This window comes from Geodermatophilus africanus, assembly GCF_900107105.1.
GTDB lineage: Bacteria > Actinomycetota > Actinomycetes > Mycobacteriales > Geodermatophilaceae > Geodermatophilus > Geodermatophilus africanus.
In genome coordinates, this window is sequence record NZ_FNOT01000012.1 from 26,518 (window position 1) to 40,563 (window position 14,046).

A 14,046-nucleotide genomic window follows, 5' to 3' on the forward strand; every position below is an offset into this window, starting at 1 on the left:
CTCGCCCGGAGCTGTGCCCGATACGGGAGCTCGACCGGGGCTCGTCAGGGGCATCCGGCCGCACGCGCACTTCGAGTGGTCGGAGGGCAACCCGCTCGGGCACCTGTTCCGGTACCTGCTGCTCGGCCGCGGCGACACCCCACCGGTGGTACGGGAGATCATCCGCGAGGCCGAACCGGATCCGGCCCGCCGGTCGGGCATCCATGTCGGCGGCTGACCGCGCACGACCGCGCCCCGCGCCAGGACGCACGGTCGTCGCCACATCGGACCGTGAGGCGAGATGAGGAGGTCGGGTGGACCTGCGGGAGGTGGTGTTCGGCTTCTTCGTCGTGCTGGCGGCAACGCTGAACTTCGGCTACTTCGTCGGCGACATCAGCGATCCCACGGTGCACCACCCGGCCGGGCTGATCGCCGCGGTGACGGTCAACCTGCTCACCACGATGCTCAAGTGGGGCGACCGCACGCAGCTGGGTGCCGTGCACCTGGCGACGAGTCTGGTCGCCGACCTGCAGCTGCTTGCGGCCCTCGCGGTCCTCGGCTACGCCGTCCTCCTCTCGACCGGGGGCATGACCGCGGCGACGACAGCAGTCGTCGTGTCGCTCTCCGGCGGTGCGCTCCTGGCCAACCTCGTCTCCGTCACGATCCTCGTCGTCGAGGTGGTCTCCAGACCGCGGCGGTAAGTGGTGGCGCGGTGCGCGCCGGTCGTCCTCCGCCGATCGAAGGAGGTCCGCGCGAAGCCGGGTTCGGCAGGAGCGCCGGCGTGCCCGGCCGGGAGCGCCGTGGGCGGCGTTGCCCGACCGCCGGTCACGACGAACAGCAGGGGAGAGGCGGGATGCCGGGGGTTCGTCCGCGCTGGGCGGTGGATCGAACGACGCGGCCCGGGATGTGCCGCGTGCGCCCCGGCGTCGCCGCGCGGCGGCGGCACCTCAGCGGCTGGCTGGCGACGTGTCGCCGTGACGCCGTGCTCGTGAGCCGTGGTAGCCGACCGGCCGACCCACGGGGACGCCGGTGATCGGCGGCAGGGCCGGCCACCCGCACCCCGCCCGCGGCTTCCGGCATCCGGGGCGAGTGATCGCCGTCGCCTTCGCCGCCGCGGTCGCGGTCGGCATTGGGCTGCTGTCGCTGCCGATCGCCACCGCCGGTCCGGGACGCGCGGACTTCCTCACCGCGCTGTTCCACGCAACGTCAGCGGTGTGCGTGACCGGGCTGGTCACCGTGGACACCGGCACCTACTGGTCCGGGTTCGGGCAGGCCGTGATCCTGCTGGGCATCCAGGCCGGTGGGCTGGGGATCATGACGCTGGCCAGCCTGCTGGCGCTGCTGCTGTCCCGGCGGCTGGGGCTGCGGGCGCGGCTGATCGCGCAGGCGGAGACGAAGGCGCTGTCCGCGGCCGACGTCCGCCGGGTCGTCCGCACCGTCGTGGTGTTCAGCCTGGCGACCGAGGCGGTGGTCGCCGCCGTGCTGGCGGTCCGCTTCGCCACCGGCTACGGCCAGTCGCTGCCGTCAGCGGCGTACTACGGGGTGTTCCACGCCATCTCCGCGTTCAACAACGCTGGGTTCGGCCTCGAGGCCGACAACCTCGTGCAGTACGTCGCTGACCCGTGGATCAGCTTGACCATCTGCGCCGCCATCATCGTCGGCGGGCTCGGCTTCCCGGTCGTCTTCGAGCTGGCCCGCGAGTGGCGCACGCCGAAGACCTGGTCCGTGTTGACACGGATCACCGTCGTCGTCACCGGCGCCCTGCTCGTCGTCGGCACCGTCGGCTTCCTCGTGGCCGAGAGCGGCAACCCCGGCACTCTCGGCCCGCTCAGCACCGGCGCGAAGGTGCTGGCCGCGTTCACGGCGGCGGTCATGCCGCGCACCGCCGGGTTCAACAACCTCGACATCGCCGCCTACCAGCCCGAGACGCTGCTGCTCACCGACGCGCTCATGTTCATCGGCGGCGGGTCCGCCGGCACCGCCGGCGGCATCAAGGTCACCACCTTCGGCCTGCTGGCCTACGTGCTGTGGGCCGAGATGCGCGGCGACCCCGACGTCGAGGTCGGCCGCCGCAAGGTGCCGGGCACCAACCAACGGCAGGCGCTGGCCATCGCGCTGCTGGCCATCGGCGTGATCGCCGTCGCCACCTTCCTGATGGAGGCGCTCACCGACTTCACCTTCGACCAGGTGCTGTTCGAGGTGATCTCCGCGTTCTCCACCGTCGGCCTGTCCACCGGCATCACCGCCGACATCCCGCCGGCCGGGCAGGTGCTGCTCGTGCTGCTCATGTACGTCGGCCGGATCGGGCCGCTCACCCTGGCATCCGGGCTGGCGCTGCGCGAGCGCGCCCGCCGTCACCAGCTCCCCGAAGAGAGGACCATCGTTGGCTAGCCACAAGGACCCCGTCGCCGTCATCGGCCTGGGCCGGTTCGGCCGCGCCCTGGCACTCGAGCTGGCCCGCGGCGGCACCGAGGTGCTCGCCGTCGACCACCGGCCCGACGTCGTCCAGAAGCTGTCCGGCCAGCTGGGCCAGGTCGTCGTCGCCGACTCCACCGACCCCGACGCGCTCACGGAGATCGGCATCACCGACTTCAACCGGGTCGTCGTGGCCATCGGCAACGACCTGGAGGCCAGCATCCTCACCACCGCGCTGCTGGCCGAGCTGGAGATCCGCGACATCTGGGCGAAGGCCGTCAACCGCCAGCAGGCGACCATCCTCGAGCGCATCGGCGCCCACCACGTCGTCTTCCCCGAGCAGGACATGGGCGAGCGGATCGCGCACCTGGTGGCCGGCCGGCTGTTGGACTGGGTAGAACTGGACCCCGAGTGGGTGTTCGCCAAGACCAAGCCGCCGCGGGAACTGGTCGGGGTGCCACTGGGGCAGTCCGGCCTGCGCAAGAAGCATCGCGTCACCGTGGTGTCGGTCAGACCGGAGAACGCCACGTCGTTCACGCATGCGGACTATGACACGGTGCTCACCTACGGCAGCGTCATCGTCATCGGCGGCCGCCCGACGGACGTCGAGCGGTTCGTGGAGCTGCAGTGAGCAGCGGCCGCGGCACCGTTGCCCGCCATGGGTGAGCCGGTGCGTGTCGCGCTCGCCGTCGTCCTGATCGTCGTCGGCGTCGTGGCGGCCGTGTACGCCGGCTACCTGCAGTACGCCGCCCTGCCCGAGGAGCACACCTTCGCGAAGGGCGGCAAGCGCCTGGCGCTCGCGCTCGGCGGCCTGGCGTTGATCGTCGGAGCGAGCGAGCTGCTGCCCTGACCCGGTCCGCGCGGCGGGTCTCTCTACATCATCGGGTGCTCAGGGCCGACGGCGGAGACCATCGCGGGGTGGCGCGGCTGCCTCGCGACTTCCTCCTGACGAGGGGCGGGGTGCCGGCGACCGTCGTCGACGGCGCCGGAACGGATGGAGGCCCCGGTCAGTCGCCTGACCGGGGCCTCCCGGTGGGGTGAGTGACGGGGCTCGAACCCGCGGGTGAGGCCGGTCCCGGGCCTGGTGGCCCGGCGAATGCGCAGGATAGCGGCCCCGCCGGACGCCCTGAGCGTCCCTGAGCGTCCCTGAGCGGGTCCTGGGCGCCCCCTTTGCCCCCCAGCCCGGGCGGCGGTGCGCCCGCCGGACGCGACACCTCCCGCCCCGCGGAGGACGCGATGGTCGAACTGTTGCCTACCTCGCACCGCCTCGGTGACGTGCACGCCGGCATCCTTACCACCGACGGCACGCAACTGCGGCTGCCCACGGGCGAGTGGCGGTCCCGGCGCACATGCGCCCGGCGCTCCGCCGGCAGCGCATCATGTCGGTGCTTCGCAACGGGCCGGCGGACTGCCCGCTGCTGACCCTGTTCGACCACTGCGTCACCGGGCGACCGTGACGATGGACAACGACGACCAGACCCCGGCGGAGGGCGAGCCCGAGGCCGGGCTGGCTGGCAGACCCGGGCGTAGCTGCGGGAGGTCGGTGGGGGCAGTCGGGATCAGACGGTCGTCCCGCGCCACGGGTCGCCCTTCGCCGTGACGTACCGCTGCCAGACGTACCGCCAGGGCGTGACGGCCACGATGATGATGACCGGCGCGAAGCTGACGATGATCTCGCTCATGGCCGGGTCAACGTCGCCGGCGAGCACCGCGGGCAGCGCCACGACGGACAGCCAGATCACCTTCCACAGGGTCTCGAACAGCAGGATCGGCAGTAGCCGCACCGGGTAGCGCAGTCCGAGGAGCGCCAGCAGCGACATGGCGGTGAGCAGGACGGCGACGACACCCTCGTACAGCGGGAAGTCGCGGTCGTAGCCGATGACGATCGGCCACTTCACCAGGGCGAGACCGACGCCCATCACCAGGTAGCCGATCCGCATCAGGTTCAGCCGCCAGGTCGGCAGGTCCGCGGGGGTGGCGGCCTTGCCCGTTGGGTCGAGGGCGGTGCGGGCGACGGTCACGGCGGTCTCCTCGGGTCGGTGTCGCGGCGACTTCCGCGGGCGTCGCTGAAGCTAGGAGCGGTCGCGGTGAGCGCGGATCACCACACGATGTGAGAAGGCGTGGTGATTTCGGCGCGGCGGCCGGGATCAGTGGGCGGGTTGGCGGGCGCGGAGCCGGTGCAGGCGCGGCATGAGGCCGTACATGACGATCGGGACCGCGAGGGTGGCGACGATGACGGTGCGCAGCACGACCGGGGTGCCGGTGAGCAGGCTGCTCAGCGCGAGGTTGAGCACGATCAGGGTCGGCAGCACGGCGAGCCAGATCATCAACGCCAGCTGGTGCTTCGACGGCGGCGGGACCGGCGTGGGCGTGCGGTGCGCGGGGTGGGTGGGCAAGGGGTTCTCCTCGTGGGTGTCGGGCCGGCACCGGCCGGTCGCCGGTCACGGAGATGGGGTGGATGCGGCTAGAGGCCGTGCCGGCGTTCGGCGAGCACGGCGGCGGTGAGGCGGGCCTCCGCCGCGGCGGAGAAGACGCCGCCGGCCGTGTGGTGCTCGTCGACCGCGCGCTCGATGTCCTCGGCGACCAGGTCGGCGTTGATCGCGATCCCGGCGGTGTTCCCTGCGCCGGCCGCGGCGATGACCTGCCCGCGCGGGTCGACGACGTTGCCGGCCGCCCAGACTCCCGCGGTGCTGGTCCGGCCGGTCGCGTCGACGGTGACGAACCCGGCGTCGTCGGTCCGGCAGCCCAGCCCGGCCAGCAGGCCGTCGGGGGGTGGGGTGTTGCCGGGGCGGAGGAACACCGCGGTCCGCGGCACCACCCGGCCGTCGGCCAGCTGGACGCCGGTCAGCCGGTCGGCCTCCACGACCAGCCGGGCCACCTCACCGAGCACGACCTGGATTCCGCGCGCCCGCAGCGCGACCCGCTCCAGGGCGGTCAGCGCGGAGGTGTGGGCGAAGAAGACCACGTCGTCGGACCACTGGCGGATCAGCTGCGCGTGCGCGACCGCACCCGGGCCGGTGTTCAGCACGCCGAGCGGGGAGTCGCGGACCTCCCACCCGTGGCAGTACGGGCAGTGCAGCAGATCCCGGCCCCACCGCTCGCGGACGCCGGGGATGTCGGGCAGCTCGTCGCGGACCCCGGTGGTGAGCAGGATCCGCCGAGCCCGGAGCACCCGGCCGCCGGCGAGCCGGACGAAGAAGCCTGGCTCGATGCCGACCACCCGGTCGGCCACGAGTTCGACGCCGTAGCCGGCGATCTCGGCCCGTCCGGCGGCCAGCAGGTCGGCCGGCGGCATCCCGTCGCGGGACAGGAAGCCGTGCATGTGCGCCGCGGGCGCGTTGCGCGGCGCCCCGGCGTCAACCACCGCGACCCGGCGCCGCGCCCGGCCGAGCACCAGTGCCGCGCTCAGCCCGGCCGCGCCGCCGCCGACCACTACCACGTCGTGAACCTTCGCCTCCATGGCGATCACCTCCGCGGCGAAGGTTCGCCGGGCCGGCCCGTCCGCGACAACGATCGTTGCCATTTCCGGGAACGGCTGGTGGGCTGGCCGGCATGCGGCACTCGGCGGCGATCGCGGCGGCGCTGGCCGAGGTGGGGCCGCGGCTGAAGCGGGTGCGCACCCAGCGCGACATCACCCTGACCGAGCTGGCTGCGGCCACCGGCATCTCCAAGAGCACCCTGTCCCGGCTGGAGTCCGGGCAGCGCAAGCCCAGCCTGGAGCTGCTGCTGCCGATCGCGCAGGCGCACCGGATCCCGCTGGAGGAGCTGATCGGCGCCCCGGAGGTCGGTGACCCGCGGGTCCGCTTCACCCCGCGGCAGCGCAACGGCCGCATCGTGGTGCCGCTGACCCGCAACCCCGGCGGGCTGCAGGCCTGGAAGACGATCATCCCGCCCGAGCCGGGCGAGCCCGAGCTGCGCACCCACGAGGGCTACGAATGGCTCTACGTGCTCGCCGGACGGGTGCGGCTGATCCTGGCCGACCACGACCTCACCCTGGGCCCCGGCGAGGTCGCCGAGTTCGACACCCGGCTGCCGCACTGGTTCGGGCCCGCCGACGACCAGCCGGTGGAGATCCTCAGCCTGCTGGGCCGTCAGGGGGAACGCATCCACGTCCGCGCCGCACCTCGGCGGGCCGACCGCCCCTGATCGTGCTGGGGTGGAGCGAAGAGCATCGACACCGTCCGTATCCGACTGCCACGATGCGTCCGCCGAGGCGACGGCACGTGCCGGCGACGCGGACGGCTGACATCGGGGCGGTGGCGACACCCCGGGGCCTGACCCTCGAGGGAGGTGGTCGTCACGGCCCCCCTGCTCACCACGAAGCTGCACGTGCCGCGGCGACGCCGAGGACTGGTGGCCCGCCCCCGGCTCAGCGAGCGGCTCGACCGGGGCGGCGACGTGGCGCTGACCCTCGTGTCAGCCCCGGCCGGGTTCGGCAAGACCACCCTGCTCACCGAGTGGCTGGCCACCGCCGACCGGCGATCGACAGCATGGCTGTCCCTCGACGACCGGGACAACGACCCGAACACGTTCTGGACCTACCTCATCGCCGCGCTGCAGACGGCGGTACCTGGCGTGGCAGCTGGCGCGTTCGCGCTGCTGCGGGAGCCGCACGCGTCGCTCGACGAGGTGCTCGCGACCCTGGTCAACGAGCTCGACGCGGCCCCCGACGACCTGGTCGTGGTGCTGGACGACTACCACGCCATCGCCACGCCGGAGATCCACGAGCGGATGGCCTTCCTGGTGGAGCACCTGCCCCCGCACGTACACCTGGTGATCGCCACCCGCGCTGACCCGGCCCTGCCCGTGGCCCGGTGGCGGGGGCGCGGCGAGCTCGTCGAGGTCCGCGCCGACGAGCTGCGCTTCACCGCCGAGGAGGCCGCGGCCTACCTCAACGAGGCGATGGGGCTGGCCCTGACCGCCGAACACAGTGCGGCGCTGGAGGCGCGCACCGAGGGCTGGATCGCCGCGCTGCAGTTGGCCGCGCTGTCCATGCAGGGCCGCGACGACCCCGCCGGCTTCATCGCCGGCTTCGCCGGCGACGACCGCTACATCGTCGACTACCTCGCCGAGGAGGTCCTGCAGCGCCAGCCCGACGACGTTCAGCACTTCCTCCTGCGGACCTCCATCCTCAACCGCCTGACCGGCCCGCTCTGCGACGCCGTGGTTGGCCGGGACGGCGGCCGGCCGATGCTGGCGGGCCTCGAGCGGGCGAACCTGTTCCTGGTCCCGCTGGACGACCGCCGCAGCTGGTACCGCTACCACCACCTGTTCGCCGACGTGCTGCACGCGCGGCTGCTGGCCGAGCAGCCCGACCGCGTGTCCGAGCTGCACCGGCGGGCCAGCGGCTGGCACGCCGAGCACGGTGAGCCGTCCGAAGCGATCCGGCACGCGCTGGCCGGCGGGGATGCCGAGCGGGCCGCCGACCTGGTCGAGCGTGCGATGCCGTCGGCGCGGCAGAACCGCCACGACACCACGCTGCGCCACTGGTTCAAGCAGCTGCCCGAGCACGTGCTGCGCAATCGGCCGGTGCTGCGCGCCGGCTACGCGGGCGCCATCCTGGTGCACGGCGAGCTGGATGGGGTGGAGGAGCACCTGCGCGACGCCGAGCGCTGGCTGGACTCGGTGGCGCCCGCCGACGCCGCCCCTCCGGACACAACGCCGGCCGCCACGGGCGCGGAGGACCCGGCGCTTGTGCGGGCCGTGCGCAGCCAGGTCGCGGTCTACCGGGCCGCGCAGGCCCGGATCACCGGCGACCTGGCCGGCACGATGACCCACGCGCAGCGCCTGCTCAACTTTGCCGACCCTCACGACCACCTGGTCCGCGGGTCCGCCGCCGGGTTGCTCGGGCTGGCGCACTGGAGCAGCGGCGAGCTGACGGCCGCCTACCGGTGGTGGAGCGACTCACGCGCCCAGCTGGAGTGGGCCGGGCACCACTCCGACACCCTCGGCGTCTCCCTCGCGCTGGCCGACATCCGCATCGCGCAGGGCCGGCTCGGCGACGCGATGGCCACCTACCAGGACGGGCTGGCCGTAGCGGCACGCCACGGCTCTCACACGCTCCGCGGCGCGGCCGACATGCACGTGGGGCTCAGCGAGCTGTGTCGGGAACGCAACGAGCTGGAGACCGCGCGGGAGCACCTGGCCGCCAGCACGCAGCTCGGCGAGCACGCCGGCCTGCCGCAGAATCGGCACCGCTGGCGGGTGGCGATGGCCCGGCTGCGGGAGGCCGAGGGAGACCTCGACGGCGCCGTCGAGCTGCTCGACGAGGCCGAGCGGTGCTTCGTTAGCGACATGTTCCCCGACGTGCGGCCGATCGCGGCGCTGCGCGCGCGGGTGTGGCTGGCCCAGGGTCAGCTCGGCAAGGCGTTCGACTGGACCCGCCAGGGCGGGCTGGACCCCGCCGACGACCTGTCCTACCTGCGCGAGTTCGAGCACGTCACGCTGGCCCGGGCGCTGCTGGCCGAGCACGCCACGTCCGGCGACCGGACTCCGCTGCAGCAGGCTACCGGGCTCCTGGATCGCCTGCTGGCCGCTGCGCGGGACGGCGGACGGGCCGGCACGGTCATCGAGCTGCTCGTGCTGCGGGCGCTGGCCCACCAGCACCAGGGCGACGTCCCCGGCGCGCTCGGCGCGTTGGAGCGCGCGCTGCAGCTCGCGGAGCCCGAAGGCTACGTGCGGATCTTCGTCGACGAGGGGCCGCCGCTGGCCGCGCTGCTGCAGGCGTGCGCGCGGCAGGGGGCCGCGCCCGGCTACGTTCGTCGGCTGGTGAGCGCCGGCGCCCCGGCCGGCGGCGGCATTCCGGCGCCGCGGGGCCCGGTCGAGCCGCTGAGCGCCCGCGAGCTCGAGGTGCTGCGCCTCCTGGCCACCGATCTGGACGGCCCCGGCATCGCCCGCGAGCTGTTCGTCTCGCTGAACACCCTGCGCACGCACACCAAGAACCTCTACGCCAAGCTCGGGGTGAACAGCCGCCGCGCCGCGGTCCGCCGCGGCGAGGAACTCAACCTGCTGGCCCGGCCCGACCCCCGCTCCGGCCGCGCGGTGGCCGACCGGTAGGCCCGGCTCGAATCACCACCCGGATCACCACACATGGTGATCCGCTCTCACCACTCCCGTTCCTACGTTTCGTCCGCACCGAAACGAACGCCGGAACACCGGGCCGCACCGCTGCCGCCGGCCCGGACAGGGGGACCCGATGACCAAGACCACCGGCGGCCCTCCGCCCAGCCCCAGCCGCTACGAGATCCGGCTGCGCGGCCGCCTCGACCCGCGATGGACCGCCTGGTTCGACGGGATGACCCTCACCACCGCCGACGACGGCACCACCGCCCTGCGCGGCCCAGTGACCGACCAGGCCGCGCTGCACGGCCTGCTGCAGAAGGTGCGCGACCTCGGGCTGCCGCTGCTCTCGGTCACCCCGCTCGACGCGGAGCACCCGCGCACCGTCACCACCTGACCCGCCACCACACCCGAAGGGACCCCGCCATGAGCATCAGCTCACCTCCCGCCGCGACGACCCGACCCGCGACGGACGCGATGCGACAGACCGCATTCCTCGGCGGCCTGCTGTACGTCATCACCTTCGCTGCCTCGATCCCTGCCGCCTTCTACTTCCTTGCCCCCGTCCTCAACAACCCGGACTACGTCCTGGGCTCAGGGTCCGACGCGCGCGTCATCACCGGCGGCCTGCTCGACGTGGTCACCGCCATCGCCGGCATCGGCACCGCGGTCGTGTTGTTCCCGGTGGTGCGGCGGCAGAACAGGACTCTGGCGCTCGGCTTCGTCACCTCCCGCCTGCTCGAAGCCGCGATCATCGTCATCGGTGTCGTCAGCCTCCTCGCGATCGTGACGTTGCGAAAGGAGTTCGCCGCAGCGCCCGGCGTCGACACGGACTCTCTGTCCACCACTGCCGCATCACTCGTCGCGGTCCGCGACTTCACGTTCCATCTCGGTCCGGGCTTCCTGGCGGCGGTGAACGCCCTCTTGCTCGGCAGCCTCATGTATCGCTCCGGCCTGGTTCCGCGCGTCATCCCGGTGATGGGCCTCATCGGAGCCCCGCTGCTCCTCGCGGCCAAGATCGCGACGGTCTACGGTGTCAACGACGACTCCACGATGTGGTCGGTGATCGCCCTGGCGCCGATCTTCTTCTGGGAGCTGTCGCTGGGCATCTACCTGATCGTCCGCGGGTTCCGGCCCTCCGCCGTCGCCGCCCTGCCGCCCGTGGAGGCCGTCCGATGAGGGCCGCGGTCTATCGCCGCTTCGGCGGGCCGGACACAGTCCGGGTCGACCAGGTCCCGCGGCCGACGGTCGGTACCGACGACGTCCTGATCCGTGTGCACGCGAGCACCGTCAGCGCCGCCGACCACCGAGCCCGCAGTCGCGAGGTGCCCCGCGGGCTCGGCCTGCTCGCCGCCATGGGGATTGGGCTGTTCCGGCCGAAGCGGCCAGTGCTCGGTTTCGACGTCGCCGGCGTCGTCGAGGCCGTCGGGGCGAACGTCACCGCCTTCGGGCAGGGCGACGAGGTGATCGCGATGACCGGCGCCTACTTCGGCGGCCACGCCGAGTACGCCCGGGTGCCAGGCGGCGCGGCGATCGCGCACAAGCCGCGGAACATGTCGTTCGAGAACGCGGTGACGCTGGTCTTCGGCGGACTGACCGCCCGGTGCTTCCTGCAGCAGGCCCACCCGGCACCGGGCGCGGCGGTCCTGGTGAACGGGGCATCCGGCGCGGTGGGCACGGCGGCGGTGCAGCTGGCCGCATACGCCGGCGCGCACGTGACCGGCGTCTGCAGCGGGGGGAACCGCGAGCTGGTCACCTCGCTGGGCGCCGACCGGGTGATCGACTACACCACCGAGGACTTCACGGCCGGGCCGGCCAGCTACGACGTGATCGTCGACTGCGTCGGCAACGACCCGTTCGAGCGCGTGCGGCACCTGCTGAAGCCGGGCGGTGCGCTGCTGCTGGTGATCACCGACCTACCCGGGCTGCTGCTCGCACCGCTGCGCAGCCGGCGGACCGGCCACCTGGTCACCGCCGACGTCGGCAGGCCCACCGCCGAGGACCTCGCGTTCCTGGTCGACCTCGCCGAGGCCGGCTCCTTCCAGGCGGTCCGCGACCGCACCTACGACCTCGCCGACGTCGCGGAGGCGCATCGCTACGTCGACACCGGCCGCAAGCGCGGCAACGTCGTCCTTCGCCTCACCGACGAGGAGCCGGCGCCGAAGTCCACCGCCCAGCAGACCGGGGAGGCATCGTCATGATCGAGGCGCAGGAGCTGACCAAGCGCTACGGCGGGAAGACCGCCGTCGACGGCGTCAGCTTCACCATCGCCCCCGGCTCGGTCACCGGGTTCCTCGGGCCGAACGGTGCGGGCAAGTCCACCACGATGCGGATGATCATGGGCCTGGACCGGCCGACGTCGGGCACCGTGACGGTCAACGGCAAGCCCTACGCCGAGCACCGCTCCCCGCTGTCCGAGGCCGGGGCGCTGCTGGATGCGAAGGCGGTGCACCCCGGCCGCAGCGCCCGCTTCCATCTGCGCACGATGGCCGCCACACACCACATCCCGGCCTCGCGGGTGTCCGAGGTGATCGAGATGACCGGCTTGGCCACGGTCGCCGGCAAGCGGGTCGGCGGGTTCTCCCTGGGCATGGGTCAGCGCCTCGGGATCGCCTCCGCGCTGCTCGGTGACCCGCGCACGCTCATCCTCGACGAGCCGGTCAACGGCCTGGACCCGGAGGGCGTGCAGTGGGTGCGCCGGTTGGTGCGGTCGCTGGCCGAGGAGGGCCGCACCGTGTTCCTCTCCTCGCACCTGATGAGCGAGATGGCGCAGACCGCCGACCAGCTGCTGGTCATCGGCCGCGGCCGCATCCTGGCCGCCGGCCCGGTGCAGCAGGTGATCGACTCGGTGTCCGGGGCGGCGGTGCGGGTGCGCAGCCCGCACGCGGCCGACCTCGCCGCACTCGTCGCCGCCGACGGGGCCGTTGTCAGCTCCCCGGAGCCCGGCGTCCTCGAGCTGGGCGGCATCGACGCCGCCCGCGTCGGCGACATCGCCTGCGCGCACGGCATCGCCCTGCACGAGCTCAGCCCGCGCAGCGCCAGCCTCGAGGAGGCCTACATGAGCCTCACCCAGGACGCGGTCGAGTACCGCTCCACCGCCACCCGCAGTACCGCTCCGCCGTCCACCGCTGCCTCGAAGGGGACGAACCGATGAGCACCACCGTCGCCGCTCCGGCCACCGAGCGTGGGCCTATCTTCCAGGCCGCCGTACCGGCCCATGCCACCTTCGCCGGAACCCTGCGGGGAGAGTGGATCAAGCTGCTGTCGTTGCGCTCCACCTGGTGGGTGCTGGCCGCCACCATCCTCCTGATCACCGGCATCTCGCTCGCCGTGGCCTTCTCCCTCGACGCCGTGGCCGCCGACCCGCCCACGGCGTCCGGACCCGCGACCGCCACCGGCGCCGAGGTGGTCTCTGGCGGCTTCCAGATGGGCATGCTGACCATCGCCGTGCTGGGCGCTACTGATCACCGGGGAGTACTCCACCGGCATGATCCGCTCGACGCTGGCCGCGGTGCCGACCCGCGTGCCGGTGCTCGCCGCGAAGGCGATCGTGCTGGCCGTCCTGACAGTGGTGATCGCCACAGTGAGCATCGCCCTGGCCTACGTCGTGACGATGCCGCTGCTGGCCGACCTCGACCTCGTTCCCGCCCTCGACCAAGCGCGGACCTGGCAGGTGTTCGGCGGCACGGTGTACTTCCTGGTGGCCGCCGGCCTGTTCGCGCTCGGCGTGGGCACGCTGCTGCGCTCGAGCACCGGTGCCATCACCGTGGCGCTGACCGTGCTCCTGCTCCTGCCTGGCGTGCTCAGCTTCATCAGCCTGAACTGGGTGCAGACGGTGGTGGACTACCTGCCGCTGCCGGCATCGGGAGCCTTCCTCGGCGGCGGCGAGGACTCACTGTCCTCGGCGGGCGAGGAGCTCAGCGCGGTCACCGGGTTGCTGGTCATCGCCGCCTACGCGGTCGTTCCGCTCGTCGCCGGGGCGGTGGTGCTCCGCCACCGGGACGCCTGACCGCGGCGTCTCGCGGCGGGCGCGCGTGACCCCCGAGGCCCCAGCCGGCGCCGGCTGGGGCCTCGGTGGCGCTTCTGGGGATCAACTGTCGTTCCGGAGACGCGTGTGTCGTTCGGCAGACAGCACTCGAGCAGAGCGGTCTCCACCAGACCGCGCTCGGCCAAGGCCGCCTGGAGCAGTGCGGTGGCTTCCAGCGGGTCGTCGGTGTCGAGTACCTGGCAGGCGGTGTGCAGGCCGAGCAGACCGAGGCCGGCCATGCCGACGAACTGCTCGGCCGCGTCGCGGCCGTAGAACTGGAGATAGGACCGCGCCGGCAGGCCGGCGACGCCGTTGCGCCAGTACACGCGGTGCCGGCGGCCGCGCTGCTCGATCCACGGGCCCGGGGACATGAGGGTTCATGGGATGTGCGGCGTGCGGTTGGTCGGGAAGGACCAGCCGCACCGTCGGGAGCTGCGCGCGGTACGTAGTCGCCCCGCCACTGCCCCCCGATCTGCCCCCCCAGACGAGGGGGCAGCGGGGGTCCGGCGGCCGCCGCGGACGGCGCCGGAACGGCTGAAGGCCCTGGTCAGCGAACCGACCAGGGC

At 73.1% G+C, this 14,046-nt stretch carries 16 protein-coding genes; 12 read left to right on the plus strand and 4 right to left on the minus strand.

The annotated features are described in order from the left end of the window. Positions 1 to 13 precede the first annotated feature (13 nt). From BLW63_RS18875 to BLW63_RS18895, 5 genes are all read left to right on the plus strand, one after another. Positions 14 to 217 carry a hypothetical protein gene (locus BLW63_RS18875; protein ID WP_091159693.1) on the plus strand — a complete coding sequence of 68 codons (204 nt, stop codon included), beginning with the start codon at positions 14 to 16 and terminating at the stop codon, positions 215 to 217. 76 nt (positions 218 to 293) lie between these two features. After that, positions 294 to 680, plus strand: a complete 387-nt coding sequence (locus tag BLW63_RS18880; protein ID WP_091159696.1) for a DUF6394 family protein — start codon at positions 294 to 296, stop codon at positions 678 to 680. A gap of 388 nt (positions 681 to 1,068) precedes the next feature. Further along, positions 1,069 to 2,370, plus strand: a complete 1,302-nt coding sequence (locus BLW63_RS18885; protein ID WP_091159941.1) for a TrkH family potassium uptake protein — start codon at positions 1,069 to 1,071, stop codon at positions 2,368 to 2,370. Beyond that, on the plus strand, positions 2,363 to 3,025 hold the full coding sequence (locus tag BLW63_RS18890) for a potassium channel family protein (protein WP_091159698.1): 663 nt from the start codon (positions 2,363 to 2,365) through the stop codon (positions 3,023 to 3,025). Before BLW63_RS18885 ends, BLW63_RS18890 begins: the two co-directional genes overlap by 8 nt. 27 nt (positions 3,026 to 3,052) lie before the next feature. Next, positions 3,053 to 3,244 (plus strand): hypothetical protein, encoded by a 192-nt coding sequence (locus BLW63_RS18895; RefSeq protein WP_091159700.1) that lies wholly within the window; start codon positions 3,053 to 3,055, stop codon positions 3,242 to 3,244. A gap of 709 nt (positions 3,245 to 3,953) precedes the next feature. Here the strand turns inward: BLW63_RS18895 and BLW63_RS18900 are convergent. The 3 genes from BLW63_RS18900 to BLW63_RS18910 all read right to left on the minus strand — a co-directional run bounded on the left by BLW63_RS18900 (position 3,954) and on the right by BLW63_RS18910 (position 5,854). Next, positions 3,954 to 4,415 (minus strand): hypothetical protein, encoded by a 462-nt coding sequence (locus tag BLW63_RS18900; RefSeq protein ID WP_091159702.1) that lies wholly within the window; start codon positions 4,413 to 4,415, stop codon positions 3,954 to 3,956. A gap of 126 nt (positions 4,416 to 4,541) precedes the next feature. Then, on the minus strand, positions 4,542 to 4,790 hold the full coding sequence (locus BLW63_RS18905) for a putative antibiotic biosynthesis monooxygenase (protein ID WP_211517182.1): 249 nt from the start codon (positions 4,788 to 4,790) through the stop codon (positions 4,542 to 4,544). 68 nt (positions 4,791 to 4,858) lie between these two features. Next, positions 4,859 to 5,854, minus strand: coding sequence for an NAD(P)/FAD-dependent oxidoreductase (locus BLW63_RS18910; protein ID WP_211517183.1), 996 nt, complete (start codon positions 5,852 to 5,854; stop codon positions 4,859 to 4,861). A 92-nt stretch (positions 5,855 to 5,946) separates the two neighbouring features. Here BLW63_RS18910 and BLW63_RS18915 point away from each other — a divergent pair, with 92 nt between their 5' ends. From BLW63_RS18915 to BLW63_RS27450, 7 genes are all read left to right on the plus strand, one after another. Continuing rightward, the gene (locus BLW63_RS18915) at positions 5,947 to 6,540 is read left to right on the plus strand and encodes a helix-turn-helix domain-containing protein (protein ID WP_091159707.1); all 594 of its coding nucleotides are present in this window, start codon (positions 5,947 to 5,949) and stop codon (positions 6,538 to 6,540) included. A 144-nt stretch (positions 6,541 to 6,684) separates the two neighbouring features. Then, positions 6,685 to 9,450 carry a winged helix-turn-helix domain-containing protein gene (locus BLW63_RS18920; RefSeq protein ID WP_091159710.1) on the plus strand — a complete coding sequence of 922 codons (2,766 nt, stop codon included), beginning with the start codon at positions 6,685 to 6,687 and terminating at the stop codon, positions 9,448 to 9,450. 139 nt (positions 9,451 to 9,589) lie between these two features. After that, positions 9,590 to 9,850 carry a hypothetical protein gene (locus tag BLW63_RS18925; RefSeq protein ID WP_091159713.1) on the plus strand — a complete coding sequence of 87 codons (261 nt, stop codon included), beginning with the start codon at positions 9,590 to 9,592 and terminating at the stop codon, positions 9,848 to 9,850. 29 nt (positions 9,851 to 9,879) lie between these two features. Further along, positions 9,880 to 10,632, plus strand: coding sequence for a DUF4386 domain-containing protein (locus BLW63_RS18930; protein WP_091159715.1), 753 nt, complete (start codon positions 9,880 to 9,882; stop codon positions 10,630 to 10,632). Further along, positions 10,629 to 11,654 (plus strand): NAD(P)-dependent alcohol dehydrogenase, encoded by a 1,026-nt coding sequence (locus BLW63_RS18935; RefSeq protein ID WP_091159718.1) that lies wholly within the window; start codon positions 10,629 to 10,631, stop codon positions 11,652 to 11,654. The genes BLW63_RS18930 and BLW63_RS18935 overlap by 4 nt, the downstream gene beginning before the upstream one ends. After that, on the plus strand, positions 11,651 to 12,607 hold the full coding sequence (locus tag BLW63_RS18940; protein ID WP_091159721.1) for an ABC transporter ATP-binding protein: 957 nt from the start codon (positions 11,651 to 11,653) through the stop codon (positions 12,605 to 12,607). The genes BLW63_RS18935 and BLW63_RS18940 overlap by 4 nt, the downstream gene beginning before the upstream one ends. Positions 12,608 to 12,940: 333 nt before the next feature. Next, positions 12,941 to 13,462 (plus strand): ABC transporter permease subunit, encoded by a 522-nt coding sequence (locus tag BLW63_RS27450; RefSeq protein WP_211517184.1) that lies wholly within the window; start codon positions 12,941 to 12,943, stop codon positions 13,460 to 13,462. On the opposite strand, the gene BLW63_RS18950 is transcribed toward BLW63_RS27450, so the two are convergent. Beyond that, complete coding sequence (locus BLW63_RS18950) at positions 13,405 to 13,851, minus strand: hypothetical protein (protein WP_091159724.1); 447 nt, start codon at positions 13,849 to 13,851, stop codon at positions 13,405 to 13,407. The genes BLW63_RS27450 and BLW63_RS18950 overlap by 58 nt on opposite strands. Positions 13,852 to 14,046 lie beyond the last annotated feature (195 nt).

Coding starts and splice junctions, on each gene's coding strand:
- BLW63_RS18895 (WP_091159700.1), top strand. CDS start 3,053: ATGGGTGAGCCGGTGCGTGTCGCGCTCGCCGTCGTCCTGATCGTCGTC.
- BLW63_RS18910 (WP_211517183.1), bottom strand. CDS start 5,854: ATGGAGGCGAAGGTTCACGACGTGGTAGTGGTCGGCGGCGGCGCGGCC.
- BLW63_RS18915 (WP_091159707.1), top strand. CDS start 5,947: ATGCGGCACTCGGCGGCGATCGCGGCGGCGCTGGCCGAGGTGGGGCCG.
- BLW63_RS18925 (WP_091159713.1), top strand. CDS start 9,590: ATGACCAAGACCACCGGCGGCCCTCCGCCCAGCCCCAGCCGCTACGAG.
- BLW63_RS18930 (WP_091159715.1), top strand. CDS start 9,880: ATGAGCATCAGCTCACCTCCCGCCGCGACGACCCGACCCGCGACGGAC.
- BLW63_RS18935 (WP_091159718.1), top strand. CDS start 10,629: ATGAGGGCCGCGGTCTATCGCCGCTTCGGCGGGCCGGACACAGTCCGG.
- BLW63_RS18940 (WP_091159721.1), top strand. CDS start 11,651: ATGATCGAGGCGCAGGAGCTGACCAAGCGCTACGGCGGGAAGACCGCC.
- BLW63_RS27450 (WP_211517184.1), top strand. CDS start 12,941: ATGATCCGCTCGACGCTGGCCGCGGTGCCGACCCGCGTGCCGGTGCTC.
- BLW63_RS18950 (WP_091159724.1), bottom strand. CDS start 13,851: ATGTCCCCGGGCCCGTGGATCGAGCAGCGCGGCCGCCGGCACCGCGTG.